This is a genomic window from Nocardia sp. NPDC059228, assembly GCF_042754245.1.
Classification (GTDB): Bacteria; Actinomycetota; Actinomycetes; order Mycobacteriales; family Mycobacteriaceae; genus Nocardia.
The window spans coordinates 36,292-61,123 of record NZ_JBHZAL010000026.1 but is presented as its reverse complement, the minus strand read 5'-3'; the positions used below and the strand labels follow the sequence as shown (position 1 = coordinate 61,123).

At 68.0% G+C, this 24,832-nt stretch carries 22 protein-coding genes; 7 read left to right on the top strand and 15 right to left on the bottom strand.

What is annotated here, in order from left to right; translation table 11 throughout:
- Window positions 1-109 precede the first annotated feature (109 nt).
- Window positions 110-703: a dTDP-4-dehydrorhamnose 3,5-epimerase family protein gene (locus ACFXKA_RS31015; RefSeq protein WP_379429997.1), complete on the bottom strand. Its 594-nt coding sequence runs from the start codon at window positions 701-703 to the stop codon at window positions 110-112.
- Between the two features lie 2 nt (window positions 704-705).
- The gene (gene rfbA, locus ACFXKA_RS31010; RefSeq protein WP_354838594.1) at window positions 706-1,581 is read right to left on the bottom strand and encodes a glucose-1-phosphate thymidylyltransferase RfbA; all 876 of its coding nucleotides are present in this window, start codon (window positions 1,579-1,581) and stop codon (window positions 706-708) included.
- A gap of 247 nt (window positions 1,582-1,828) precedes the next feature.
- Between rfbA and ACFXKA_RS31005 the strand changes: the two genes are divergently transcribed.
- Window positions 1,829-2,836: an alpha/beta hydrolase gene (locus tag ACFXKA_RS31005; RefSeq protein ID WP_354838597.1), complete on the top strand. Its 1,008-nt coding sequence runs from the start codon at window positions 1,829-1,831 to the stop codon at window positions 2,834-2,836.
- 172 nt (window positions 2,837-3,008) lie between these two features.
- Here ACFXKA_RS31005 and ACFXKA_RS31000 read toward each other — a convergent pair whose 3' ends face one another.
- Window positions 3,009-3,722: a hypothetical protein gene (locus ACFXKA_RS31000; RefSeq protein WP_354838600.1), complete on the bottom strand. Its 714-nt coding sequence runs from the start codon at window positions 3,720-3,722 to the stop codon at window positions 3,009-3,011.
- Window positions 3,723-4,156: 434 nt separating this feature from the next.
- Here ACFXKA_RS31000 and rfbB point away from each other — a divergent pair, with 434 nt between their 5' ends.
- On the top strand, window positions 4,157-5,161 hold the full coding sequence (gene rfbB / locus ACFXKA_RS30995; RefSeq protein ID WP_379429996.1) for a dTDP-glucose 4,6-dehydratase: 1,005 nt from the start codon (window positions 4,157-4,159) through the stop codon (window positions 5,159-5,161).
- On the opposite strand, the gene ACFXKA_RS30990 is transcribed toward rfbB, so the two are convergent.
- Genes ACFXKA_RS30990 through ACFXKA_RS30980 form a run of 3 tightly spaced genes read right to left on the bottom strand, consistent with a single transcriptional unit; the run spans window position 5,154 to window position 8,778 of the window.
- The gene (locus ACFXKA_RS30990) at window positions 5,154-6,209 is read right to left on the bottom strand and encodes a hypothetical protein (RefSeq protein ID WP_379429995.1); all 1,056 of its coding nucleotides are present in this window, start codon (window positions 6,207-6,209) and stop codon (window positions 5,154-5,156) included. The two genes, rfbB and ACFXKA_RS30990, sit on opposite strands and share 8 nt — an antisense overlap.
- Complete coding sequence (locus tag ACFXKA_RS30985; RefSeq protein ID WP_379429994.1) at window positions 6,206-7,756, bottom strand: DUF2142 domain-containing protein; 1,551 nt, start codon at window positions 7,754-7,756, stop codon at window positions 6,206-6,208. Before ACFXKA_RS30985 ends, ACFXKA_RS30990 begins: the two co-directional genes overlap by 4 nt.
- Before the next feature lie 50 nt (window positions 7,757-7,806).
- Window positions 7,807-8,778, bottom strand: coding sequence for a glycosyltransferase (locus ACFXKA_RS30980; RefSeq protein WP_354838612.1), 972 nt, complete (start codon window positions 8,776-8,778; stop codon window positions 7,807-7,809).
- Between the two features lie 96 nt (window positions 8,779-8,874).
- Between ACFXKA_RS30980 and ACFXKA_RS30975 the strand changes: the two genes are divergently transcribed.
- Window positions 8,875-9,378: a GtrA family protein gene (locus ACFXKA_RS30975; protein WP_379429993.1), complete on the top strand. Its 504-nt coding sequence runs from the start codon at window positions 8,875-8,877 to the stop codon at window positions 9,376-9,378.
- Between the two features lie 247 nt (window positions 9,379-9,625).
- Window positions 9,626-11,521, top strand: a complete 1,896-nt coding sequence (locus ACFXKA_RS30970) for a glycosyltransferase (protein WP_379429992.1) — start codon at window positions 9,626-9,628, stop codon at window positions 11,519-11,521.
- Between the two features lie 130 nt (window positions 11,522-11,651).
- Here ACFXKA_RS30970 and ACFXKA_RS30965 read toward each other — a convergent pair whose 3' ends face one another.
- The gene (locus tag ACFXKA_RS30965; RefSeq protein ID WP_354838621.1) at window positions 11,652-12,500 is read right to left on the bottom strand and encodes an NAD(P)-dependent oxidoreductase; all 849 of its coding nucleotides are present in this window, start codon (window positions 12,498-12,500) and stop codon (window positions 11,652-11,654) included.
- A 265-nt stretch (window positions 12,501-12,765) separates the two neighbouring features.
- On the opposite strand from ACFXKA_RS30965, the gene ACFXKA_RS30960 reads away from it, so the two are divergent.
- Both ACFXKA_RS30960 and ACFXKA_RS30955 read left to right on the top strand, forming a co-directional pair.
- The gene (locus ACFXKA_RS30960) at window positions 12,766-13,953 is read left to right on the top strand and encodes a serine hydrolase domain-containing protein (RefSeq protein WP_379429991.1); all 1,188 of its coding nucleotides are present in this window, start codon (window positions 12,766-12,768) and stop codon (window positions 13,951-13,953) included.
- Between the two features lie 11 nt (window positions 13,954-13,964).
- Window positions 13,965-15,491, top strand: coding sequence for an alpha/beta fold hydrolase (locus ACFXKA_RS30955; protein ID WP_379429990.1), 1,527 nt, complete (start codon window positions 13,965-13,967; stop codon window positions 15,489-15,491).
- Here the strand turns inward: ACFXKA_RS30955 and ACFXKA_RS30950 are convergent, their stop codons facing one another.
- From ACFXKA_RS30950 to ACFXKA_RS30920, 7 genes are all read right to left on the bottom strand, one after another.
- The gene (locus ACFXKA_RS30950) at window positions 15,492-16,139 is read right to left on the bottom strand and encodes a response regulator transcription factor (RefSeq protein WP_354838630.1); all 648 of its coding nucleotides are present in this window, start codon (window positions 16,137-16,139) and stop codon (window positions 15,492-15,494) included.
- Window positions 16,127-17,455: a sensor histidine kinase gene (locus ACFXKA_RS30945; RefSeq protein WP_379429989.1), complete on the bottom strand. Its 1,329-nt coding sequence runs from the start codon at window positions 17,453-17,455 to the stop codon at window positions 16,127-16,129. The genes ACFXKA_RS30950 and ACFXKA_RS30945 overlap by 13 nt, the downstream gene beginning before the upstream one ends.
- 21 nt (window positions 17,456-17,476) lie before the next feature.
- Window positions 17,477-18,583, bottom strand: a complete 1,107-nt coding sequence (gene rsgA / locus ACFXKA_RS30940; RefSeq protein WP_379429988.1) for a ribosome small subunit-dependent GTPase A — start codon at window positions 18,581-18,583, stop codon at window positions 17,477-17,479.
- Between the two features lie 225 nt (window positions 18,584-18,808).
- Window positions 18,809-19,732 carry a glycosyltransferase gene (locus ACFXKA_RS30935; protein ID WP_379429987.1) on the bottom strand — a complete coding sequence of 308 codons (924 nt, stop codon included), beginning with the start codon at window positions 19,730-19,732 and terminating at the stop codon, window positions 18,809-18,811.
- The gene (locus tag ACFXKA_RS30930; protein ID WP_354838642.1) at window positions 19,729-20,550 is read right to left on the bottom strand and encodes an ABC transporter ATP-binding protein; all 822 of its coding nucleotides are present in this window, start codon (window positions 20,548-20,550) and stop codon (window positions 19,729-19,731) included. The genes ACFXKA_RS30935 and ACFXKA_RS30930 overlap by 4 nt, the downstream gene beginning before the upstream one ends.
- A gap of 7 nt (window positions 20,551-20,557) precedes the next feature.
- Entirely contained in the window at window positions 20,558-21,412 is an 855-nt protein-coding gene (locus tag ACFXKA_RS30925; protein WP_354838645.1) for an ABC transporter permease, read from the bottom strand.
- A gap of 123 nt (window positions 21,413-21,535) precedes the next feature.
- Window positions 21,536-22,132, bottom strand: a complete 597-nt coding sequence (locus ACFXKA_RS30920) for a bacterial proteasome activator family protein (protein WP_379429986.1) — start codon at window positions 22,130-22,132, stop codon at window positions 21,536-21,538.
- 210 nt (window positions 22,133-22,342) lie between these two features.
- On the opposite strand from ACFXKA_RS30920, the gene ACFXKA_RS30915 reads away from it, so the two are divergent.
- Complete coding sequence (locus ACFXKA_RS30915) at window positions 22,343-23,548, top strand: cysteine desulfurase-like protein (RefSeq protein WP_354838651.1); 1,206 nt, start codon at window positions 22,343-22,345, stop codon at window positions 23,546-23,548.
- On the opposite strand, the gene ACFXKA_RS30910 is transcribed toward ACFXKA_RS30915, so the two are convergent.
- Complete coding sequence (locus ACFXKA_RS30910; RefSeq protein WP_354838654.1) at window positions 23,545-24,537, bottom strand: NAD(P)H-quinone oxidoreductase; 993 nt, start codon at window positions 24,535-24,537, stop codon at window positions 23,545-23,547. The two genes, ACFXKA_RS30915 and ACFXKA_RS30910, sit on opposite strands and share 4 nt — an antisense overlap.
- Window positions 24,538-24,832: the final 295 nt, after the last annotated feature.

Genomic DNA, 24,832 nt, shown 5'->3' with positions numbered 1-24,832 from the left:
CGACGGCTCTCAGCTGTCCGCTGAAGTTCCGGGGAGGCGGGACAGACGGGCGACGGCTCTCAGCTGTCCGCTGAAGTTCCGGGGAGGCGGGACAGACGGGCGACGGCTCTCAGCTGTCCGCTGAAGTTCCGGGGAGGCGGGACAGCAGTTTCAGATCCGCGAGTCGCGGGGCCGCGGCGTCCTTGTCCGAGCGGACGAAGGTGAGCGGTTCGCCGTTGCGGCCGACGACCGGCCACTCGATGGCCAGGTCCGGGTCGAAAGCGTCCAGGTCCCGGTCGAATTCGGGGGAGTACTCCAGCGAGCACAGGTAGTTGACGGTGGAGTCGTCCTCCAGCGACAGCAGCGCGTGCCCCAGGCCCTCGGCCAGGAACACCGACTTGCGCTCCACATCGTCGATGACGACCGCGTCCCAGCGGCCGAAGGTGGGGGAGTCGCGGCGCAGGTCCACCACCACGTCCAGGAACGCCCCGCGCACACAGGTCACGTATTTGGCCTGCCCGGGCGGATTCTCGGTGTAGTGGATGCCGCGCAGCACACCCGCCGCGGAGGTGGAGATATTGACCTGCAGCAGGTCGAAGGGCCGTCCGACCGCCTTCTCGAATTCCGAGGCCTTGAACGACTCGTAGAAGACGCCGCGCTCGTCTCCGTGCAGCCGGGGCGTGAACTCCCACGCGCCCGGCACCGACAGTTCCCGAATCCGCATGCCTACTCCCAGCTTCGCCCGTGGTCCAGCAGGCCCAGCAGGTACTTTCCATAGCCCGAGCGCACCAGGGGTTCGGCCAGCCGGGTGAGTTCATCGTCGCCGATGAAGCCGAGCCGCCAGGCCACCTCCTCCGGCACGCCGATCTTGAGGCCCTGCCGCTCCTCGATGGTGCGCACGTAATTGGCGGCGTCCAGCAGGGAGTCGAAGGTACCGGTGTCGAGCCAGGCGGTGCCGCGGGCCAGCACCTGCACGTGCAGCCGGCCCTGCTCCAGATAGGTGCGGTTGATATCGGTGATCTCGTATTCGCCACGCTCCGACGGCTTCAGATCGCGCGCGATGGCGAGCACGTCGTTGTCGTAGAAGTACAGCCCCGGAATCGCGTAGTTGGAGCGCGGCGCCTTGGGCTTCTCCTCGATGGAAATGGCCCGGCCCTCGGCGAATTCGACCACGCCGTAGGCGGTGGGGTCGGAGACCCGGTAGGCGAAGACCGCGCCGCCGTCCAGGTCGTGGAAGGTCTGCAGCTGGGTGCCCAGGCCCGGGCCGTGGAAGATGTTGTCGCCCAGCACCAGCGCGGCTTTCTCGGTGCCGATGTGGTCGGCGCCCAGCACGAAGGCGCGGGCCAGCCCGTCCGGTTTCGGCTGCACCACATAGGAGATGGACACGCCGAACCGGCTGCCGTCGCCGAGCAGCCGGGCGAAGGCGTCGGCGTCCTCGGGAGTGGTGATCACCAGGATGTCCCGGATCCCCGCCAGCATGAGGGTGGACAGGGGGTAGTACACCATCGGTTTGTCGTACACCGGGACCAGCTGTTTGCTCACCCCGCGCGTGATCGGGTGCAACCGCGATCCGGTGCCCCCGGCCAGGATGATTCCGCGCATGTCTCGACAGTCTGCCAGCTCGATGGCGGAGCGCGGCGGTCAGGTTCCGACTGGACTTCGAATCGATCACGGCAGTTTACGTACGCGCGGATACGGCGATATCTGTTGCGTAGGTCACGTTCTCATGGTGTTCTGAAATAACGCTATGTGAGATGTCAGCGCCGACTCTCGCGCGCCGGGTGCCGAGCCAACGTATCGGTCGCTCCGGACGAACGGCTCGGCGCGCCAACAACGAGGTAGGTGCGCGATGGCTCACGAACGGCCTGTCGGCGAAACGGCCCACGAGGACGTCCCCGTCCAGAATCCCAACCGGACCAGTGCCGCCGCCCGTGCGCTGACAGTGGTGGCTCGCACCATGATCCGCCCGGCCGGCGAGCTGGTGCCCGTCACCGTCGCCTCCATGCCGGTGGCCAGCACCGTGATCAACAGCCTGGCCAAGCTGCGCCCGGCTCCGCGGGGAGTGGAGCGGGAACAGGTACGGCTCAACGGCTTCCGCATGGAGATCGTGCGGCCCGCCGGGGCCCGCAAGGCATTGCGCGACGGCGCGGTCCTGTACATGCACGGCGGTGGCTTCTTCCTGTGCGGGCTCGACACCCACCGCCCCGTGGTCGCGGCCATCGCCCGGCGCACCGGGCTGCCGGTGGTGAGCGTGGAGTACCGGCAGCTGCCCGAGACCGATATCGCCGGATCCGTCACCGACTGCCTGACCGCCTACAAATGGTTGCTGGCGCACGGCGTCCCGGCCTCGAAGGTGGTGTTCGCCGGTGACTCCGCGGGCGGCTACATGACCTTCGCCACCGCCCTGCGCGCCCGCGACGCCGGACTGCCCGTCCCCGCCGGACTGGTCGGGCTGTGCCCCGCACTGGACCTGGACTGCACCGAGAAGCGCGCCCACCCCAACTACCGCCGCGACGCGCTGATCCCGCTGTCCGCGCTGGAGTCCGTGATCAAGCTGGGCGCCGAGGTGAACGGCCGCCTGGATCCGCGGCTGTCGCCGGTCAACAATGTGCTGGCCGGCCTGCCGCCCGCGCTGCTCATCGTCGCCGAGGACGAGGTGCTGCGCCGCGACAGCGAGATCATGGCCCAGCGCCTGGCCCAGTCCGGCGTGCCCGCCACGCTCGAGATCTGGCGCGGCCAGGTGCACGCCTTCATGGCCATCTTCCCCGCCATGCCGGAGAGCCGGGCCGCCCTGGCCCACGTGGCCCGCTTCGTCCGCGACCGCATCGAGGCCGGGCAGGTCGCCCGCACGGCCTGACCCGGTGTCGTGCCGCCCGCTCGATTCGGTTGGGGTACAGCCTGATTGATGATGTGGGGCTCGGGGCGCCGATCTCGGGCCCCACATCTGTTCCGCTGCCGCCGTTCCCGGATACGGCGAAACCCCCGCCCGGATGATCCGGGCGGGGGTTTCGCGATGCAGCAGGCGTGTCTTACTTCGCCGGAGCCGGCTGGATGTGCGGCTCGTTGATGGTGGAGAAGTACTGGATCGCGGCGGCGATGGCGACCGGCGCGGTCACGAACAGCTGACCCGCCAGGGTGCCCAGGAAGCCGACGGTGGCCGCACCCAGGACGCAGCCGCCGAGCGGGCCGAGGCCGAACAGGGTGGCCAGGGCGCCGGTGGCGACCAGACCCACACCGATGCCGGCGATGCAGCCGACGGCCGCGCCGCCCAGACCGCCGACCAGGGTGCCGATGGTGGCGCCGGTGGAGATGGTGTCCTTCAGGCGGTTCCAGGCGGCCTGCTCACGGTCGTAGTCCGACTTCCACGGAGCCTGGTCCTCGTAGGGCAGGGCGACCGGCTTGTAGACGGCGTGGTTCACGTCGTACTGCGGGGTGATGCTGGCGGTGTGGTCGTCGCTGATCTGCGCGGCGATCGGGAACTCGAAGTCGTCGACCCGGAAGCTCAGCGGCATGCCGGCCACGACGGTGCCGTTGGCGGCCTTGATCTCGAAGGTGTTGTTCTCGATGACCATGGAGCCGGCGTCGGTGTGGATGATCGCACCGTTGTCGGGGGTGTTGGTGGCCGAGTAGTTGATCACGCCGTTGTCGGCCTGCTCGGCGGGCGCCGCGTTCACGGTGCCGGCGGTGACGGCCACGGCGGCTACGGCCAGCGCCGCGGTGGCGGCGAATTTCCTCATCAGCATTTGTAGAAACCTCATCGAAGAGCTCGGGGGGACACGTCGAATCGAAATGGAGAACAGCTAACGAGCGGTGAACCCATCGTGTCCGTCCGTTCAAATTTTGTTCACCAAGACGATCGCGCGGTCTGCAAGGTAGTGGAAACGCGCTGCAAGGGAAAGGTTTTGACGCAGATATATGATCCGCATGATCGTTACCCGGAGCAGTCCGTGTGAGGAAGGTCACACGTGCCGCAGGGGAAGTCGTGATGCTGGTCGCACGAATGTCGCGGCAGCACCGTGGAATTGCGACATTTGGACCGAGCGGCCGCCTTTCAATTACGTGCGTTTGTTTCAACCGGATGTCCGATTCCGCGCACAACGACCGCCCGGCTGGTGTAAAGAAGGCAACTTCCCGTACCCATCGCGGGCCTTCTTCCCGGCCGACGTAGTGTTTCCCTGTGCGACTGCTCGTAACCGGCGGCGCCGGGTTCATCGGCGCGAACTTCGTTCACCAGACCGTGACTGCGCGTCCCGGTGTGCAAGTCACCGTGCTGGACAAACTCACCTATGCGGGCAACCGCGCCTCACTCGACCCGGTCGCGGACCGAATCGAGTTCGTGCACGGCGACATCGCCGACACCGCGCTGGTGGATCGCCTGGTGGGCGGTGTGGACGCGGTGGTGCATTTCGCCGCCGAATCGCACAACGACAATTCGCTGGCCGACCCGTGGCCGTTTGTCCAGACCAATATCGTCGGCACCTATTCGCTGCTCCAGGCGGTGCGCCACCATCAGGTGCGCTACCACCACATCTCCACCGACGAGGTGTACGGCGATCTGGAACTCGACGACCCCTCGGCATTCGGCGAGAACACCCCCTACAACCCGTCGAGTCCGTACTCGGCCAGCAAGGCCTCCAGCGACATGCTGGTCCGCGCCTGGGTGCGGTCGTTCGGGGTGCGGGCCACAATCTCCAACTGCTCCAACAACTATGGGCCCTACCAGCATGTGGAGAAGTTCATCCCACGGCAGATCACCAATCTCATCGACGGTGTCCGCCCCCGCCTCTACGGCGCGGGTCACCAGGTGCGCGACTGGATCCACGTGGACGACCACAACAGCGCGGTCTGGGAAATCCTGGAGCGCGGGCGCATCGGCCAGACCTATCTGATCGGCGCGGACGGCGAACGCGACAACAAATCCGTGGTGGAGCTGATCCTGGAGGCATTCGGCCGTGCCCCGGACGATTTCGATCACGTCACCGACCGTCCCGGCCACGATCTGCGCTACGCCATCGACGCCTCCCTGCTGCGGACCGAACTCGGCTGGGAACCGCGATACCACGATTTCCGCGAGGGCCTGGCGGCCACCATCGACTGGTACCGCGACAACGAATCCTGGTGGCGCCCACAGAAAGCCGCGACCGAATCCGCCTACGTCGCCGCGGGTGAAAAGGTCATCTAGCCGCTGCGGCGGCGCACTGGGCCCAGTCCTGCCGGTAGTCGGCCCAATCCTGTTGAGTGGCCGCGAAATCCACGTAGAGCGCGACCCCGAACGTCCGGCGGTCGTGCGCGGTGCGGCCCAGCCCCAGGCGCACGCCGCGCAGCGCGGCGGCGACGGTTTCGGCCGCGCCGTGATGGGCCGCGTTCTCGGCCCGGAAAGCGGGCAGTCCCATGAGCAGATCCGTGCCGGGCGGCGTGACCTGCAGGGCCAGACTGGTCTGCTGCGCGACATATCCGCCGTACAGTGCGCGGGTCGGCATAGCGGTGTCATAGGACATCACGGCGATTTGATCCACGCGCCGGGCCACCTCCGCGAAATAGGCTTGCGACCACCATTTCCCGTGATCGAACAAGGCCACGCCGAGCGAATGCAATCCGGGTAGCGGATCGATAACCGGAGCGGAGACCGACAGCAGCGCGGGCCTGGCCGAAGTGACGGAGCGGACCCGATCCAGGATGGTGATATAGCCGCCCGATCCCGAGCGCACCGGCTCGAAATCGAAGTGAATACCGTCGAATCCGAGATCGAGTACCTGCGACGATGTCGTGACGACATGATCGCGAGTCCCCGGATCATCGGTATTCAGACCGTCGAATTCGGGCGTGAGCACATCTCCGAGCCACGCCTGTACGCGAATTCCGGGCAGCGTCCGATGCACGGCCTCGAGGAACCAGCGGGCCTGTGGATAGAGCTGGGGAGACAGTGTGCCGTCATTGTCGAGCGGCCCGGTGTGCACGTAGAGATCCTTGATTCCGGTCCCGGCCAGCAGAATTCCCAGCTGGGCGATATCGGCCTCGGATTTACGGCCGTCGACCCAGGCGTGCCCCAGCCAGACGGCGTCGTGGCCGCGGGTGCGGGCATCGCCGCGCAGGGTGCCGGCGTCCTGCAGGCGCAGGAACACTGCGGCCGCGGCAACGGGAGTCAGCAGGATGGCGACAATGATCAGCAACACCACGGCAATTCGCCGCGCCCGTGACCATCGACGCCATCGGACTCCCCAGCGGGTCATCCCCAGACGATAGTCGAATACTTGATCACCGCGGCGATGAGCGCCACCGAGGTGGCCGCCACCACCGTGATCGCCACGCCGCGCACCGGGACCCGGCCCGCGGCGTCGGTGAGCCGCAGCGGCATCCAGCGCAGCACCACCGCCAGGCCCAGCACCGCGAGTGGCACGAAGTAGCGGCCCTGCACTCCGTCGATGATGAAGTAACCGACCGGCGTGAAGGACATGTACAGCGTCACGTAGATCATGGCCACGCTGGCCGCGATGGTCAGCAGCACCAGCCAGGTGCGCGTGCGGTCCGCGCCGCGCGCCGGGAAGCGTTCGGCCGCACCGATGCTCATGGTGAAGGCCAGCAGGCTCGCCAGGATGGTGAGCGCGGGAACCTCGACGTAGGAGAAGCCGAGCTCGCCGAAGAACTGGGTGAACCAATGCTGGTCGCGGCGGGCGATGCTGTCGCCGAATATTCGCAGGAAGTGCAACGGGTCGGTGAGGATGCCGTGCAGCTGGTCGCCCGGACGCACAGTGCCCCACTGCTTCTCGGGCCGCATCAGGCTCATGCCGTCACCGGTCGGGGCGGCGATCTTCATCCACACCGCGAACGAGATCGCGCCGACGCCCGCGGCCGCCCACGGCAGCACCCGCTGCCACACGGCGATCCGCTCGGTGCCGCCGAAGCCGAAGCGGCGCACCGGGATCAGCACGGTGAGCATGGCTATCAGGACGTAGGTCGGCTTGCACACCGGCAGCAGCACGGTGGTGGCCAGCGCGGCCACCGTCTCCGGCCGGGTCAGTCGCTCGCCGAGGAACAGGCCCTTCACCACCAGCGCCGACACCAGCAGGGCCAGCGCATTGGTGACGGTGTCCGCGGTGACGGTCCCGGCCTGGAACAGCGCGATGGGCAGCACCGCGACGGTGAAGGCCAGCCACTGCACCCGGTGGCCGCGCAGCACGCGCAGCGCGAAACCGACGATCACCAGGTAGGCGATCAGCCCGGCCCAGCGGGTGGCCAGCACCATGCCGCCGACACTGAGGTCGAAGGTCTCGGCGATGCGGATGCCCGCGGCGGACGGCAGATACGGAACCGGGGAGTAGGCCGCGGTATTGGTGAACCACACCTGCTTGGTCCGATCGGAGACCGCGGCCCCGCCCAACTGGTCGTAGACGTGCGGATCCTCGACCATGGGCTCCGGCTCATCCGGGTTGTCCTGATAGTCGTGGAAGGCGTAGCTCATCAGCGCGTCGATGCTGAGCGGCACGTCGCCGCCCCACGCCGGCCCGCGATCGTCATGGATCTTCTCGGGCAGGAAGCCGCCGTGCGCGACCTGATAGGCCCGGCCGAACTGGGTGATCTCGTCGTGGCCCCAGAACGGGGGCGTCAGCACCGACCACACCGCACCGAAGATGCCGGTGATCAGCACGAAAACCACGGCGGCCGAACCGAACCGCCGCTCGATGCCGATCACCGCACGCCGCAGCCCGGCCGTCTTCGGCGCGGGAGCGGCCGGTGCCGGTGCCGTGATGGTCGTGCTGTCGTTCACTTCGGTAACCACGGTGTCCGATTCTGCTTTGCCGTCGGGATTCTGCCCGGCAAGCCGCACCGTCATCGCGGCGAACTGCCCGGCCGGGTATCGGGGCCGGTCTCGCCGACCGCCGAATAACGCAGGTACATCAGGCGGGCGGCCTCGTGCCGGGAGCGGCGGATGCCGTCCAGGATCAGGCCGGCGGTCCAGGCCAGGCTGCCGAGCAGCAGCAGCGTGAAGCCGAGGAACAGCGTCGGGAACCGCGGGACCTGGTGAATCTCATAGAACTCGATCACGATCGGCGTGATGAGAATGACCGAGACGATCCAGGCCAGCGTGCCGAACAGGCCGTAGAAGGCGACCGGCCGCTCGTGCCGGGCCAGGCCGATGATCAGGCGCAGGATCTTGAAGCCGTCGCTGTAGGTGCGCAGCTTGGACTCGCTGCCCGCGGGCCGATCACGGAATCCGACCGGAACCGCCGTCTGCGGGACCCCCAGGTGCTGGGAGTGCACGGTCAGCTCGGTCTCGATCTCGAACTCCCGCGATACCGCCGGGAACGACTTCACGAATCGGCGCGAGAAGACCCGGTAGCCGCTGAGCATGTCCTCGACGTTCTCGCCGAAGACCTTGCCCACCACGCCATTGAGGATCTTGTTGCCGGTCTCGTGCCCGGCCCGGTACGCCGAGCCGGCCTCGACCTCGCGGCGCACCCCTAGCACGTGGTCGTACGGGCCCGCCAGCAGGGTGCGGATCATCTCGGGGGCCGCGGCGGCGTCGTAGGTATCGTCGCCGTCGACCATCAGGTACACATCGGCCTCGATGTCGGCGAAGGCCCGCCGCACCACATTGCCCTTGCCCTTGCGGTTCTCGGTCCGCACGATCGCCCCAGCCGCGCGCGCCTTGTCGGCGGTGGCGTCCGTGCTCAGGTTGTCGTAGACGTAGACGACTATGCCCGGGACGGCAGCCTTGAGGTCGGTGACGACCTTCGCGACGGCGGCCTCTTCGTTGTGGCACGGCACAATGGCGGCAATACGAAGCTCGGTGGAGTCCACCCGGTCAATCCTCTGATCGGAGGCGAATATGAACACCGGGAGGGTACCCGACCTTCACAGGTATAGGGGTGCGGCGGGTTGCGGTACCGTCGGCCGGTGCCTGCGAACGAGTCCACGGCGGTGGATGAACCCACCCCGAATGCCTCTCTGACCGGCAAGGTCCGGGCCCTGCTACAGCGGGGCGGGGCATTTCTGGTGGTCGGCGCGATCGGCTTCGTGGTCGATGCGGGCACCTACAACCTGCTGGTCTTCGTCGGCGGCGAGGGCCCGCTCTTCCACGCCCCGCTGGTCGCCAAGATCATTTCCATCGGGGTGGCCACGGTGGTCACCTATTTCGGCAACAAGTGGTGGACCTACTCCGACCACCGGGGCGATACCGGGGCGCGGCACATCCTCGTCTACGCGCTGCTGAATGTGTTGGCCATCGGCCTGCAGCTGGGGTGTCTCGGATTTTCACGCTACGTTCTCGGACTGGACAGTCCGTTGGCGGACAACGTTTCCGGGACACTCATCGGCCAGGCGGTGGCCATGGGCTTCCGATTCTGGGCCTACGGGAAATTCGTCTTCACCAAGCCGGCTTCGGGAGCGAATAACGCTTGATCGCCAAAAGGTTCGCGGCCCGGCTCGATTCTGGACTGCGCTCCGCCTCCCCGCGCTTGGAGCGGGGGAGCGAAGCGGAGGAGCGGAGGAGGGCAGAATCGAGCTTGCAGGGCCGCGAACAGCCGGAGCGCAGCGGAGGCCAATAGGCACTGATATTCTCGCCCCGCCGAGCAAGACAGTGACAGTGGCGGTGCGACCACGTCGGATGAGCCGGTGTCTTAAGTATTCAAAGGATGTCGAGGGATTCATGGATGCGTCGGCTGGGCAGGCCGTGACCGAAACCGAGGACCGGGAGAACGCTGAGGAAGCTCCCACCACTCTGCGCGCGGAACAGCCCGCGCCGGAGCGGCTGGTGCTGGCCCGCGGTATCTTCTGCGGACCCGCGCCGAAGATCAGTGACGACCTGTACGCGGCGGCCAAGGGCAAGGTCACCCGCGAACGGCAGACGCTACGCCTGGAAAAGGGTGCGTCGGTCAACACCAACACCTACTTCGGGCGCTTCGCCGCCGCCTACTGGCAGCGCTGGACCAAGGTCACCGAGGTCGAGGTCGGCATGACCCTCGAGGCGACCGGCAAGGTACGGATCCGGCTGGCCGCCTCCGATATCGCCGGGCACCGCCGGGTGGTCGACACGGCGGTGGTCAAGGAGACCGGACGGGTGGTGCTGCGCGCACCGCTGGACATGTACATCGACGGCGGCGCGCTGTGGCTGGAGATCGAGGCCCTCGGCGGCGAGGCCGTGATCACCGATCTGGAGTGGACCGCGGCCGCGCCCGAGCAGGTGCGCCCGGTGGCCATCGCCATCTGCACCTTCAACCGCGCCCCGGACTGCGCCGCTACCGTTGCGGCCCTGGCCTCCGATCCCACGGTGCTGTCGCTCATCGACGCCGTCTACGTGGTCGACCAGGGCACCGACCTGGTGCAGGACCAGACGCTGTTCACCGAGACCCGGCCGAAGTTCGGCGACAAGCTGCGCTACATCCGGCAGCCGAATCTCGGTGGCGCGGGCGGCTTCACGCGCGGCCTCTACGAGGTGTCGGGCGCCAACGAGCACGCCGACGTCATCCTCATGGACGACGACATCCTGTGCGAGCCGGAAACGGTGCTGCGGCTCAACGCCTTCGCCAATCTGACCGTGGAACCCACCCTGGTGGGCGCGCAGATGCTGTTCCTGTTCAACCCCGACTACCTGAATGTCGGTGCGGAGGAGACGAATCTGGGCAAGCTGCGCCACGGCCAGAAGGTTGCCAAGGCGCTGCGCAACACCAGCATGCTCAAGAAGCACCAGGAACGCCGCGTGGACGCCGGCTACCAGGCTTGGTGGACCTGCCTCATCCCGGCGGAGGTGGTCAAGAAGATCGGGCTGCCGGTGCCGATCTTCTTCCAGTGGGACGACGTGGAATACGGCCTGCGCGCGCGGGAGAACGGTTTCGTCACCGTCACCCTGCCCAACGCCGCGGTATGGCACGCCGACTTCTACTGGAAGGACTTCGACGACTGGGCGCGCTACTTCTCCTCGCGCAACTCGCTCATCGTGTCCTCGCTGCACCACGACCTGGACGGGAAATCCATTACCCGCCAGCTGCTCCGGGAGATCGGAGAGTACCTGGTCGGCATGCAGTACGGCCTGGCGCACACCACCCTGCAGGGCATCGAGGACTACCTGCGAGGTCCGGAGATCCTGCGCGACGGCGGCATCGAGGCGCTGGCCAAGGCCCGCGGCTCGCGCTCGGACTACCCGGAGACGGTCAAGCATCCGGCCGCCACCTCCCCGGTTCCGAACGCGCACCTTCACGTTCGCCGCGCCGGTGGTGAGCCGAGCCACCCGCTGCTGGTGCTCTACAAGCGCGCCCTCAGCCAGTGGACCGGCCGCGTCATCCCCGGCCCGGTCGCGGTCACCCGCGAGGACGCGCACTGGTGGCACGTCGGCCTGTTCAACCACGTGGTCGTCACCGACGCCTCCCAGTCCGGCGTCCGGGTCCGTGTGCGCGACAAGGAAACCGCCCGCCGCCTGCTGCTCCGCACCATCCGCGTGCTCCGGCAGCTGCGCAGGGAGCTCCCCGACCTGCAGCGCCGCTGGCGAGCCGCCATGCCGGAACTCACCAGCCGCGAGAACTGGGAACGCCTCTACGGAATCGACTAGCGACCAGGATATTCGCCTGACCATGGCCCGGGACCCCGTGTCCCGGGCCATGTTTCGTCTCAGCGGCGGTCGGGCTGCTCCGGACCGTCCCCCTCGGCTGAGCTCGCTCAGCCGAGGTAGCCGATCGAGGTCAGAGGAACAGGTCCGTGGTGAGCGGGCCGTCGCCGGGCACCACCCGGTACTTGTCGAGATCGGTGATGCCGTGTGCCGCAAGGACTTCGTCGTCGATGAAGAAGTTGCCGGTGGTGTCCTTGGCGGGCGAGGTGAGCACCAGGTAGGCGGCGTCGGCGTAGATGTCCGGCGTGCGGGAGGTGGCCACCATCTCCTCGCCGCCGAGCAGGTTCTGCACCGCCGCGGTGGCAATGGTGGTGCGCGGCCACAGCGAGTTCACGCCGATCCCGTACTTGCGCAGTTCCTCGCTCAAACCCAGTGTGGTGAGCGACATTCCGTACTTGGCGATGGTGTAGCCCAGCGCCGTGCCCGCCCACTTCGGATCCAGGTTCAGCGGCGGCGACAGGGTGAGGATGTGCGGATTGCGACCGGCCTCGGCGGATTCCCGCAGCGCCGGGATGCTGAGCTTGGACAGCAGGAAACTGCCGCGGCAGTTGATGTCCTGCATGAGGTCGTACTTCTTCATCGGCAGGGACTCGGTGGGGGACAGATCGATGGCCGAGGCATTGTTCACCACCATGTCGATGCCGCCGAAGCGCGCGACGGTCTGCTGGACCGCGTCCGCCACGGCCTCGTCGTCGCGCACATCGCCGAGGTACTTCAGCACGGTGCCGCCCGCCTGCTCCAGCTCGGCCGCCGCGGTATGGATGGTGCCGGGCAATTTCGGATGTGGCGCATCGGTTTTCGCGATGATGGTGATGTTCGCGCCGTCGGCCGCCGCCCGCTTGGCGATCTCCAGCCCGATGCCGCGACTCCCGCCCGACATGATCATGGTCCGGCCCGCCAGCTGCTTCGATGCGTCGGTCATAGTCCGCTCCCGTCTGCTGTGTGTCGCCCCGGGTTCGATCATCCGCGTCTCGGAGGCCGAGTGGGGCGGAAATTCTCGCAACTCGAACAGTAGGTGAGAAATGACCTATATGCAACAAGGTGCATATAGGTAGCGCTGGCACCACCTCCGTCGCGGTACCGGGCGCGACCTCGATCGGGGTGCGCGGGGCATGGGCCGCCGGCCCCCGCGTTCCTAGGCTCGAACCGGCCGGATAACCCCGGCCTGAACAGGAGGAATGTCTTCCATGAGCGCATTGCGGCGGCCGCGTGGCCGCGTCGTGCTGGCCGGTTTCGGAGTGCTGGCGGTACTGGCGGCCCAGGCGTGCGGCACCGAAACCGGAAGCGGTGAGCCGGCCCGCAAGGAGCTGTACCGCACCGTCACGCAGGCCCTCGACACCGTGATCCGTAGCGGCTTCCCGGGCGCGCAGGTCGTCATCGACGGCCCCGCCGGCCATCACGTCCTCACCGCGGGCACGGGCGACCTGGGCACCGGCGCACCCATCCCCGACAATGCCCGGGTCCGGATCGGCAGCAATACCAAGACCTTCGTCGCCACCGTGGTGCTGCAACTGGCCGGCGAGGGCAAGGTCGAACTGGACGCTCCGATCGAGCGCTACCTGCCGGGTGTGGTGCGGGGCAATGGCAACGACGGCAACCGCGTCACGGTCCGCCAGCTGCTGCAGCACACCAGCGGCCTGCCCGACTACCTGGCGGGCGGCCGACCCGAGCGGGTCCCCGTGCCCGGCTCCCCGCAGCTGGCGGCCGACACCGAGGGAATCCGCTGGGGCCATTACGAACCCGCGGACCTGGTGCGCATCGCCATGTCCATGCCGCCGCGCTTCGAGCCCGGCGCGCGCTCGGTCTACACCAACACCAACTACATCGTGCTGGGCCTGCTGATCGAAAAGGTCACCGGCCGCCCGGCGGCCACCGAGATCGTCAACCGCATCCTGGAACCGCTGGGTCTGCGCGACACCTACTTCCCGGACGCACGGGAGACCGGCATTCGGGGCCCGCATTCGCGGGGGTATCAGGAAACCGACGGCAAGCGTATCGATTTCACCGATCTGGACCCGTCCTGGGCCGACACCGCGGGCGCGATGGTCGCCACCCCCGCCGACCTGAACCGATTCTTCACCGCCCTGCTCGCCGGGAAACTGCTGCCCGCCGCGCAATTGGACGAGATGAAACAGACCGTCCCCTGGGACCGTGGCGAACCCGGTTCCGGCTACGGACTCGGCCTGATCCACCACCCGGTCTCCTGCGGCACACAGGTGTGGGGCCACGGCGGCAGCATTCCCGGCTTCGGCACCCGCAACGGTGTGGCCGCCGACGGCACCGCCGTCGTGGTGACCGTCAATCAGCTCGCGGCCGACGAGGCCGGCGACGACGCGGTGTCGACGCTGTTCGATGCCGCCATCTGTTCACGATGAGGAGACCATTCGTGCTTCGACATCCAGTGGCCTGGGCCCGAAATGTTGGGGTGGCCATCGCGGTCACCGGACTCGTCGGCGCGGTCGCCTGCACGACGACCGCCGTCGCCGATCGCGCCGTCGCGGCCGAGTCCTTGGACGGCTATTACCACCAGACGCTCACCTGGAAGCCCTGCGATGCGCCGGGCCTGGACGACATGGGTGCGCGGTGTGCCGATGTCACCGTGCCGCTGAATTACGCCGAGCCGCAGGGCCGCACGATCACCGTCGCCATCTCGCGCATTCCCGCGACGGATCCGGCCCAGCGACGTGGTGTCATATTGTCCAACCCGGGCGGTCCCGGCGGAGCGGGCCTGGATTACTTCGTGGAGACGAGCAAGGCGCTGACCCCCGAGGTCCGCGCCCGCTACGACCTGATCGGGATGGACCCGCGCGGTGTCGGCCGCTCCTCGGCGGTGAACTGCCACTGGCCGCACGGCTTCGGCCTGCAGTTCGCCGGTATCGATGCCGAGGGGTTCGCCGAATCCGTCGCCGACCAAGCCGATCTGGCGGCCCGCTGCGCCACCGCGGAAGGAGATCGCCTGCCGCACTTCACGACTCGCAATACCGCCCGGGACATGGACGTGATTCGTACGGTGCTCGGCGAAACCAAGATCAGCTATGTGGGCACCTCCTACGGCACCTATCTGGGTGCGGTGTACATGCAGATGTTCCCGGAACGTTCCGACCGCATGGTGCTGGACGGCAGCGTGGACCCGGACCGCTACGGTGCGGTCGGCATAGTGCAGGACATGGGCTCGCCCAACGAGGCCGCGCTCGATGCCTGGGCGGCCTGGACCGCACAGCGCGACGACGAATATCACCTCGGCACCACCGGTGCGGCCGTGCGTGGCCTGGTCGAGCGGCTGATCGAACACGCTGCCGCCCAGCCGATCCGGATCGGCGACTACGACCTCGACGCGCATTCCCTGCCATTGGTGCTGTACATCGCCTTCAATTCACCGCACGACTACGGTCTTGCCGCGCAACAGATCCGGGAGCTGGCCGACGCAGCCGCCGGGAAACCGGTGCGGCCGGACGAGGATCTGGCGGGCAAGCTGGCCATGATGCTGCGCGCGCAGCCGCGCGACATGTCACCCCAGATGGCAATCCTCTGCGGCGATGTCGGCGCACCCCGCGACCCCGACTGGTACCGGCGCAACATCGAGGCCTCCCGCGCCACCCAGCCGATCTTCGGCGCGATGGCGAACAACATCACGCCGTGCGCGTTCTGGGCGCCGCCCGCCGAACCCCCCACCGCGCTGGGCAATTCGGTGCCGAACCTGATCATCCAGGCCACCGGCGACACCCGCACCAACTACGGCGGTGCGCTCGCCATGCACCGGGCGCTCACCGGCTCTCGCATGGTCACGTTGCAGGACGTCGCCATCCACTCGATCCTCGGCCGCTACCCGAATTCCTGCGTGTACGACGCCGTCAACACCTACCTGGCCGACGGCGCCCTGCCCGCCGCCGACCTCACCTGTCGCGACGACTGATCATCCGGCATTCAGATAGGTGAGCACGGCCAGCACCCGCCGGTGGCCCACCTCGTCGGCGAACAGCCCCAGCTTGGCGAAGATGCTCCGAATGTGTTTGAGCACAGCACCTTCGGTGACCACGAGGCGCTCGGCAATGGTCGCATTGTCGAGCCCCTCGGCCATGAGTGCCAGCACCTCGCGTTCGCGCGGGGTGAGCGCGGCCAGTGGATCGTCGGTCTTGCGCCGCACCAGCAGCTGCGAGATCACCTCCGGATCCATGGCGGTCCCGCCCTCGGCGACCCGCCGCAGCGAATCCAGGAACCGATCCACCTTCCCGACCCGCTCCTTGAGCAGGTATCCGATCCCGCCGGCCCCATCGCCGAGCAGTTCGGCGGCATAGCTGTCCTCGACCCAGGCCGAGAGCACCAGCACCGGCAGGCCGGGGTGAATCTCGCGGGCCCGCACCGCGGCTCGCAGTCCGTCATCGGTGAAGGTGGGCGGCAGCCGCACATCCACGACCACGGCGTCGGGCCGATCGGCGGTCACCACCGCGAGAAAATCGTCCGCATTGTCGACCGCGGCGACCACCTCGATCCCCGCCGTCCGCAGCAGCAGCGCCAGCCCTTCCCGCAGCAGGGCATCATCCTCGGCGATCACGACCCGCACGGCAGCTCCACTCGTACCACGGTAGGCCCACCCGCCGGACTGCTGAGCAGCATCCGCCCGTCCAGCGCCTCGGCTCGCCGCCGGATTCCGGCCAGCCCGCCGCCTTCGGTCTCCCGCGCCCCGCCGGCCCCGTCGTCCAGGACCTCGACGGTCAGCAGTCCGGCATCGCCTCCGAGGGAAACCCGAAGATGTTCGGCCCCGGAATGTTTGGTCGCGTTGGTGATCGTCTCGGAGATGACGAAATACGCGGCCGCCTCGACGGCCGCGGGCCAGCGTGGCCCCGATCTGCTCGAATCCGGTACCTGGGTCGTGCCCGGGCGCAGCGCGACAGTGCCGCCGAAAGCGAGTTCGACGGGAATCGGGGAGCGCGCGGCCAGCGCCGAGATCGCGCTCGCCAGACCACGATCCGCGAGCACCGGCGGATACACCGTCCGCACCACGTCCCGGAGTTCGGCCAGGGCGGCCTCCGCGGTGTCCTGCGCCTTGCGTACCAGGTCGGACGATGCGGCCGGATCCCGTTCGCGCAGTTGGTCGGCCAGCCCGAGCTGCATGATGACCGCCGCGATCCGCGCCTGCGCGCCATCGTGCAGATCCCGTTCGATGCGCCGCAGTTCCGCCCCGTGCGCGTCGAGCGCGGCGGCCCGGGTGGCGGTCAACTCCGCCACCCGCACCGCGAGCTCGGTGCCCGGCGCCGGCCCGAGCAGCGTCCGTGCCAGCAGCGCCTGCCAGCGGGCCACCGTGGGCAGCCGGAGCACCAGGGCCGCCAAGGGAATCGCGATGAGGGCGCTGAGCCCGGCCAGCGGCCAGGAATCGACCACGAAGCCGAAGCTGTCGACGGTGCCCGGCGGCACGAGCTGCCAATACACCGGAATCGCCAGCTGATTCAGCACACCCCACGGCAGTCCGATCGAGAACAACGCCACCACCATGCCGGGCACCCCGTGCACGCACAGCCACGCGATATCCCGGCCGTTCGCCGGATCCCGGAAGGCGCCGGCCAGCCGTTGCCGCAGCCCGCCGGTCATCGGCCGATACGCCACCACGATCGGCGCGCCCAGCCGCTTGCCCGCCCGCCGCCGTTCGAATTCGGTCAGCGGCCGGATCAGCCGCAGGTATTCGGGAATCGCCGGAATGCCCACCCCGCCGAGGCTGGTGGCCGCCACCACGAACAAACCGACCGTGGCGAATGTGGCCGCCACGCCGGTAGCGCCGCCGACCAGCAAATAGCCGATGCTCCCCGGCAGCGCCCGCAACCGACCCGCGACCCACCGCCGCACGGCCACTGGACCGCGCTCCGGCAACAGATCGGCACTCATCCCACCAACCTACTGATCCGGTCAGCGCTGCTTGCCGCCGCGCTCCTGGTACAGGCGGCGCTGGTCCTTGTTGATCTGCTTCCACACCTTCGCCCGCTCGGCGCGCATGCGCGCGTCGCTGCGGGCGGCCAGCCATTCGTTCTCGCGGCTCAGCTTGCGGTAGCTGTCCAGCCGACGCCGGGGCAGCGCGCCGGATTCGATCGCCGCCAGCACCGCGCACCCCGGCTCGCTCGCGTGCGAGCAATCGGTGAAACGGCATTGCCCGGAGAGGGATTCGATATCGCTGAAGGTCCGCCCGAGCCCCTCGGCGGCGTCCCAGAGCCCGACCGACCGCAACCCCGGGGTATCGATGAGGGTGCCGCCGCCGGCCAGTGGCCGCAGTTCGCGATGCACGGTGGTGTGGCGGCCGCGCTTGTCGCCCTCGCGAACCGCGTTGGTGGCGAAGACTTCCGCGCCGAGCAGCGCGTTGGCGAGAGTGGATTTGCCCGCGCCCGAGGGCCCGATCAATGCCACCGTGCCGGAGAGCAGCGAGGCCAGCACATCCATACCGACACCACCCGTGGCGCTGACCGCCACCACGGTGACGCCCGGCGCGGCGGCTCGGACGTCCTCGATCGGAATATCGTGCGCCAGATCGGCTTTGGTGAGCACCACGGTCGGCTGGGCGCCGGATTCCCAGGCCAGTGCGAGCAGCCGCTCGATGCGCCCGAGATCGACATCCCCGTCGCCGGCGGTGCACACCAGCACGGTGTCCACATTCGCGGCCAGCACCTGATTGGCCGATTTCGCGCGGGCATCGGGCTGCCCGGACACGGCTGCCCGGACGATGGCGGTGCGGCGCGGCAGCAGGGCGCGCACGGTGCGCCCGGCGTCGATGGCCACCCAGTCGCCGGTGCACAGCCCGCTGACCTCGGAATCCGAGCGGGGGAGCCGGGCCCGCACCACCGCGGCCGTCAGGCGGCTCTGGTAGTCGGCAGTGGGAAGCGGTGCGGCGATGTCGCATTCACTGCGATCCATCCGGATCACGCGGGCCGGAATCAGATCGTCACCCAGCAGCGGCCGGTAGTCGGCGGCGAGGGCGGCGTTCCAGCCGTAGGGAACGAGCAGGTCGAAATCGACCGGAGCCATATGTGGAGTCCTTTGACGGGCCGAGCCCGAATCGCGGACTCAGCGAGAGGAATTCGAGGTGGATGCGCGTGGGGCGAACACTCGCCCGGGCACGGCAATCCGCACTGCCGTCGTCACGTAACCCCACCTCCCATCTCTCCTCATGCCGCCACCGAGGTGACCGCGCCCAACAAGAACGGGGACAACCCTGTCAGGCTGTCCCCGTCGGCGCAACGTATTTTCCGGTCAGGATTTCGGCTTGTCGAACTGCTCGCGGCGGCCCATCCGCTGCAGGCGCAGCCACTCCATCAGCCCGGCCGGATCCTTCTGCTGGACCAGGAAGAACCATCCGAAACGGGCGACCTCCTGCGGCAACAGTTTTCGCATGCCCGGCTGCGCCATCAGGTAGCCGCGGTTGCGGTAGGTGAAGTGCCGCTTGATCGGATCGTCCGGGTACTGGGTGTGCATGCGCCCGCCCAGGATGGGCTTGAACTCGGCCGACCCGTTCGGGTGCAGGTACGCGGTCTGCAGGCAGGTGCCGAACGGCAGCCCCGAGCGCACCAGCCGCCGGTGCACCTCCACCTCGTCGCCGCGCACGAACAGCCGCAGATCCGGGACGCCGATCTTGTCCACGGCCTCGGCCGAGATCAGCGCCCCGTTGAACAGCGAGGCGATCCCGGGTAGGAAGTCCTCGTCACCCAGCTCCGACCGCAGCCGCCGCCACACCACGCCCCGGCGCAGCGGGAACGCCAGCCGATCCGGGTCGTCGATATCGGCCACCACCGGCGACACCTCGACCAGCTCGTGCCGCTCGGCGCAATCGAACAGCGTGGCGAGCACGTCCGGTCCCTCGGGGCGGCCGTCGTCATCGGCCAGCCACACCCAGTCCGCGCCCATGGTCAGCGCGTGCAGCATGCCGAGCGCGAACCCGCCCGCGCCGCCCAGATTGTGTTCCGAACCGACGTAGGTGGTTTCCATGGGCTGCTGCTTCACCAGCTCGCCGACCTCGGCCTCATTGCCGTTGTCCACCACGATCAGGTGGTCGATCTGCCGGGTCTGGCTGCCCAGCACCTTCAGCGACTCGGCCAGCTGTTCCCGGCGTTTATGGGTGACCACGATGGCGACGATGCGCGCCTCATCGCCGTACACGGTGGTGGACTGTGCACTCATGCGGGATTCCGTTCCGGTTCACGTTCACGTTCCAGATCCCGCAGCACCTGCGCCACGTGATCACCCGCCTCCGGGCCCTCGTAGGCTCGCACGACATCCTCGATGCCGCCCTGCATGCGAATCTGCCCGTGATCGATCCACATCGCGGAATCGCACAGCTGGGCCAGGAATTCATTGGAGTGGCTGGCGAAGACGAGAATGCCCGAGCGCGAGACCAATTCCTGCAGCCGGATGCGGGCCTTCTTCATGAACTCCGCGTCGACCGCGCCGATGCCCTCGTCGAGCAGCAGGATCTCCGGATCGATGGAGGTGACCACGCCCATGGCCAGGCGCACTCGCATACCCGTCGAGTAGGTGCGCAGCGGCATCGCCAGATAGTCACCCAATTCGGTGAACTCGGCGATCTCGTCGATCTTGGCGAGCATCTGCTTGCGGGTCTGCCCGAGGAACAGGCCGCGAATGACGATGTTGTCGTAGCCGGAGATCTCCGGGTCCATGCCCACGCCGAGATCGAAGACCGGAGCCACCCGCCCGCGGATGCGGGCGCTGCCGCGGGTCGGTTCGTAGATGCCCGAAAGCAGCCGCAGCAGTGTGGATTTACCCGCGCCATTGTGGCCGACCAGGCCCACACGATCGCCTTCCTTCAGCGACAGCGAGATATCCCGCAGCGCCTCGACGACCACCACATCGGATTGATTGCGCCCGATGGCGCCGCCGGCCGAACCGAGCACCGCCTTCTTCAGCGATCGGGATTTGGCGTCGAAGATCGGGAATTCCACCCACGCGTTCTGGGTCTCGATACTCACATGGTCGGTCATTGAGCCTTCACACCCAGTAGGGGACTCGGGAACGGAACTTCTTCATAGCCAGTATCGCGACTATCCAGCCGACGATGGTGATCGACAGCACCACCACCCAGCTGCGCAGGTGGATCGGGTCGCCCAGCAGGGGGGCGCGCACGATCTCCAGATAGTGGAAGGTGGGGACGAGCTCGGCCAGCTTGGCGCGATCGCTCGCGGCGCCCGACAGCGCCGAGGTCTTCCACATGACCGGGGTGAGGACGAACAGCATGAGCGTGGTGCTGCCCAGGATCGGCGCCAGATCGCGGTAGCGGGTGCTGAAGATGCCGAACACGATCGTCACCCAGATGGCATTGAGGAACAGCAGCAGCAGACCCGGAATCGCGAGCAGGGCCGACCAGTGCAGGTGCCGCCAGATGCTGAAGGCGGCCACCATCACCACGTAGATGATCAGGTTGTGCGCGAAGAACAGGAACTGCCGCCACACCAGGCGGTACACGTGCACGCTCAGCGCCGATGGCAGTTGCTTGATCAGGCCCTCATTGGCGATGAAGACATCCGAGCCCTCGAGAATGCTGGCATTGATCACATTCCAGACGATCAAGCCGACGGTCACGTAGGGCAGATAGGAACTCAGCGACTGCCCGAAGAGGGTGGCGTAGAGGACACCCATCGCGGCCGCCTGCAAACCGGTGGCGATGGTGATCCAGAACGGACCCAGCACCGAGCGCCGATACCGCTGCTTGATGTCCTGCCAGCCCAGCGCCAGCCACAGTTCACGCTGGGAGAATCCGTCGCGGAAATCCTTGAATGCGCGACCGAAGGACTGGGAGTCCGACACGAGCGGCACCGGTTCATGGTCCGGGCGCACGTCGGTCATCGCCGAGTCGGGGGGAGCAGCAGCAGGCACAGCACCCGACCTTATCTAATTGCTATCGCATTGCGCGCAGAACCTGCCGCCGACGCGGACATCTCGGCGGCAGGGCTGCCCACGGCCACGTCGTCAGAGGTACTGGCCGCCGCCCGGATTCTGCTGCCCGCGGGCGTCGCCGTGGCTCATGCCCGGGGGCAGCGCCTGACGCATCTGCTCGAGCTGGGCGCGCGCGGCCATCTGCTGAGCGAACAGCGCGGTCTGGATGCCGTGGAACAGGCCCTCCAGCCAGCCCACCAGCTGGGCCTGGGCAATGCGCAGTTCCGCGTCGGAGGGGACGGTGTCGTCGGTGAAGGGCAGCGCCAGCCGCTCCAGCTCCTCGCGGAGTTCGGGGGCCAGGCCGGTTTCCAGCTCGCGGATGGAGGTGCGGTGGATCTCGCGCAGCCGGGTGCGGGAGGCGTCGTCCAGCGGTGCGTGCCGGACCTCCTCGAGCAGCTGCTTGATCATGGTGCCGATGCGCATGACCTTCGCGGGCTGCTCCACCATGTCGGCGAGCGACTCCTCTTTGTCGTGCGCGTCGCCCGACTCGCCTGAAAGATCCTCACCGACAACCTGTCCGGTGATCTCCACCGGGTCCCCGCCGATCTGCGCCGCCGCCGGGATGAACAGCGGCTTTCCCTCGGGACCGATCACGACGATGGATTCCGGAACCCCATCCGATTGCGTCATGCCCTCATCCTGCCCAATGCGACCGAACCTGCCCAGCGCCACCCCAAGTTCGTAACACGCCGAAGATGTGACACGAAGGGACAGGTCGAGGGGCAGATCAAACACAGTCCCGTCCAGTTTGTACGGTAGGCGCTGGTCGTCCTGGTCCTCGTAGGGTGCTTCCCTCCCTACCGTTACCCTGTTGTGCCCTCTCCCTTTAGAGTGGCCACCATGACTTACGACGTCGCAAGGGTGCGGGGCCTCATACCGTCCCTGGGCGACGGCTGGATCCACCTCGACCCGCAAGCGGGCATGCTGGTCCCGGATTCGGTATCCCGGGCCGTCTCAACAGGTTTCCGGACCTCCGCCTTCTCGCACAGCAATCGGCACGGCGCCGCCAAACGCAGCGCCGCGATCCTGGAGGCCGCGCGCGAGGCCGTCGCCGATCTCGTCGGCGGCGATCCGGCGGGCGTGGTGCTCGGGCCCGATCGCGCGGTGCTGCTGGCCTGGCTGGCCGAATCGCTGAGCTCCCGGCTGGGTCTGGGCACCGGGATCGTGCTGTCGCGTCTGGATGACGAGGCGAATGTGGCGCCGTGGCTGCGGATAGCGAATCGCTACGGCGCGCACGTGCGCTGGGCGGAAGTGGAGATCGAGACCTGCGAGATGCCGGCCTGGCAGTTCGAGGAGCTCATCGGACCCACCGCCCGGCTGGTGGCGCTGACCGCCGCCTCACCCATCGTCGGCTCCGCGCCCGCGGTGCGGGTGGCCGCGGACCGCGTGCACGAGGTCGGCGGGCTGCTGGTCGCCGACTGCTTCGGCGCCGCGCCCTACGCGCTGCTCGACATCGACGAACTCAATGCCGATGTGATCGCGCTGAGCGCGCCCGCCTGGGGCGGTCCGCAGATCGGCGCGCTGGTCTTCCGCGATCCGGCGTTCCTGGACCGCATCCCGTCCATGTCGCTGAACCCCTACGCCAAGGGCGCGGAACGGCTCGAGGTGGGCGGCCACCAGTACGCCCTGCTGGCCGGCCTCACCACCTCCATCGACTACCTGGCCTCGCTCGACGAGCGCGCCGAGGGCACCCGGCGCGAGCGCCTGGAAATGTCGATCACGTCCCTGCAGGACTATCACGACCATCTCTTCGAGCACCTGATGTCCGTGCTCGACACCATCCCCAACCTGACCGTCATCGGCCGGGCCTCCACCCGCATCCCGACGGTGAGCTTCACCATCTCGGGCACGCAGGCGGAGAAGGTCTCGGCCAAGCTGGCCGACGCCCGTATCGGCACGCTGAGCGGCTCCCACGGCGGCAGCCGCCTGCTCGACGCGCTGGGCGTCAATGACGAAGGCGGCGCCGTGACCATCGGACTCGCGCCCTACACAACGAAATTCGAGATCGACCAGCTGGGCCGCGCGCTGGCGGCACTGGACACCTAGAGCTCGCGAATCTGCAGGATCACCTTGCCGACCGTCTCGGCGGAGTCCAGCAGGCGGTGGGCCTGGGCGGCATCGGTGACCGGCACCTCCGCCGACACCACCGGCACGACGGTCCCGTCGGAGATGAGCGGCCACAGGTGGCGGCGCAGCTCGGTGATGATCTCCGACTTCGATCCGCGCCCGGTCTCGGGGCGGCGCCGCAGATTGGTGGCGTGAATCGATCCCCGCTTGCCCAGCAGCGTGCCCAGATTCAATTCCGCGGTCACCCCGCCCTGCAGGCCGATCACCACCAGGTGCCCGTCCTCGGCGAGCGCCTGGACATTCCGCTCCAGATACGCCGCGCCCATATTGTCGAGAATGATGTCCGCGCCCGGATATTCACTGTGCAGCGTGGTCACGAAATCGTGCTCGCGATAATTGATCAGCACCGTCGCGCCCAATTCCGCGCACCGGTCCAGCTTGTACCGCGAACCCGCCGTGACCGCGACCCGCGCGCCCAGCGCCCGCGCCACCTGGATGGCATGGGTGCCGATTCCGCTGCCGCCCCCGTGAATCAGCAGCAACTGCCCGCTGTGCAGGCCCGCGGTCATCACCAGGTTGGACCACACCGTGGCCGCCACCTCCGGCAGCGCCGCCGCCGCGGCCACATCCAGTCCCTCCGGCACGGGCAGCAGCTGGGTCGCGGGCGCCACCACCCGCTCCGCGTAGCCGCCGCCGGACAGCAGCGCGCACACCGGATCGCCGGCCCGCCAATCCCGCACGCCCGGACCGACTTCCGCGACCATCCCGGACACTTCGAGGCCCAGGATCTCGCTGGCTCCCGGCGGCGGCGGATAGAAACCCTGTCGCTGCAGCAGGTCGGCGCGATTCACCCCCGCGGCCACCACATCGATCGCAACCTCGCCCGGTCCGGGCGCGGGCAGGTCGTCCACCTGCGCCCATTTCATGACCTCGGGCCCACCGAAACCGTCGAGCGTCACCGCATACATGAAAACGAGAGTACGGCCGGAGCTCACCGATTACTGTCAGGCCGTCCTCGGCGTGGGCCCAGCATCTTCTCAGCATCGGCCGTCACCGTGGAGTGGAGGGATTCGAGAGGAGATTCCATGATCACCACCCTGGCCGTCCTCGGCGGCATGGTCATCCTGGCGGCTATGGCGATGTCCGGATTCATCGCGACCGATGCGCCGCGTGCCCTGGTTCGTATCCGCAAGCGCTGAACCGGGCCGCTGCGGAAACGCTGATAACGCGGCATCGTCCGGGCCGGCAAGGTTACACCCGGGG

Excerpts from the sequence above, each read along its gene's own strand:
- rfbA (WP_354838594.1), bottom strand. The coding sequence starts at position 1,581 with ATGCGCGGAATCATCCTGGCCGGGGGCACCGGATCGCGGTTGCACCCG.
- ACFXKA_RS30920 (WP_379429986.1), bottom strand. The coding sequence starts at position 22,132 with ATGACGCAATCGGATGGGGTTCCGGAATCCATCGTCGTGATCGGTCCC.
- ACFXKA_RS30960 (WP_379429991.1), top strand. The coding sequence starts at position 12,766 with ATGAGCGCATTGCGGCGGCCGCGTGGCCGCGTCGTGCTGGCCGGTTTC.
- ACFXKA_RS31005 (WP_354838597.1), top strand. The coding sequence starts at position 1,829 with ATGGCTCACGAACGGCCTGTCGGCGAAACGGCCCACGAGGACGTCCCC.
- ACFXKA_RS31015 (WP_379429997.1), bottom strand. The coding sequence starts at position 703 with ATGCGGATTCGGGAACTGTCGGTGCCGGGCGCGTGGGAGTTCACGCCC.
- ACFXKA_RS30990 (WP_379429995.1), bottom strand. The coding sequence starts at position 6,209 with ATGACCCGCTGGGGAGTCCGATGGCGTCGATGGTCACGGGCGCGGCGA.
- ACFXKA_RS30910 (WP_354838654.1), bottom strand. The coding sequence starts at position 24,537 with ATGTATGCGGTGACGCTCGACGGTTTCGGTGGGCCCGAGGTCATGAAA.
- ACFXKA_RS30915 (WP_354838651.1), top strand. The coding sequence starts at position 22,343 with ATGACTTACGACGTCGCAAGGGTGCGGGGCCTCATACCGTCCCTGGGC.
- ACFXKA_RS30930 (WP_354838642.1), bottom strand. The coding sequence starts at position 20,550 with ATGACCGACCATGTGAGTATCGAGACCCAGAACGCGTGGGTGGAATTC.
- ACFXKA_RS30935 (WP_379429987.1), bottom strand. The coding sequence starts at position 19,732 with ATGAGTGCACAGTCCACCACCGTGTACGGCGATGAGGCGCGCATCGTC.
- ACFXKA_RS30965 (WP_354838621.1), bottom strand. The coding sequence starts at position 12,500 with ATGACCGACGCATCGAAGCAGCTGGCGGGCCGGACCATGATCATGTCG.
- ACFXKA_RS31000 (WP_354838600.1), bottom strand. The coding sequence starts at position 3,722 with ATGCTGATGAGGAAATTCGCCGCCACCGCGGCGCTGGCCGTAGCCGCC.
- ACFXKA_RS30925 (WP_354838645.1), bottom strand. The coding sequence starts at position 21,412 with ATGACCGACGTGCGCCCGGACCATGAACCGGTGCCGCTCGTGTCGGAC.
- ACFXKA_RS30945 (WP_379429989.1), bottom strand. The coding sequence starts at position 17,455 with ATGAGTGCCGATCTGTTGCCGGAGCGCGGTCCAGTGGCCGTGCGGCGG.
- rsgA (WP_379429988.1), bottom strand. The coding sequence starts at position 18,583 with ATGGCTCCGGTCGATTTCGACCTGCTCGTTCCCTACGGCTGGAACGCC.
- ACFXKA_RS30970 (WP_379429992.1), top strand. The coding sequence starts at position 9,626 with ATGGATGCGTCGGCTGGGCAGGCCGTGACCGAAACCGAGGACCGGGAG.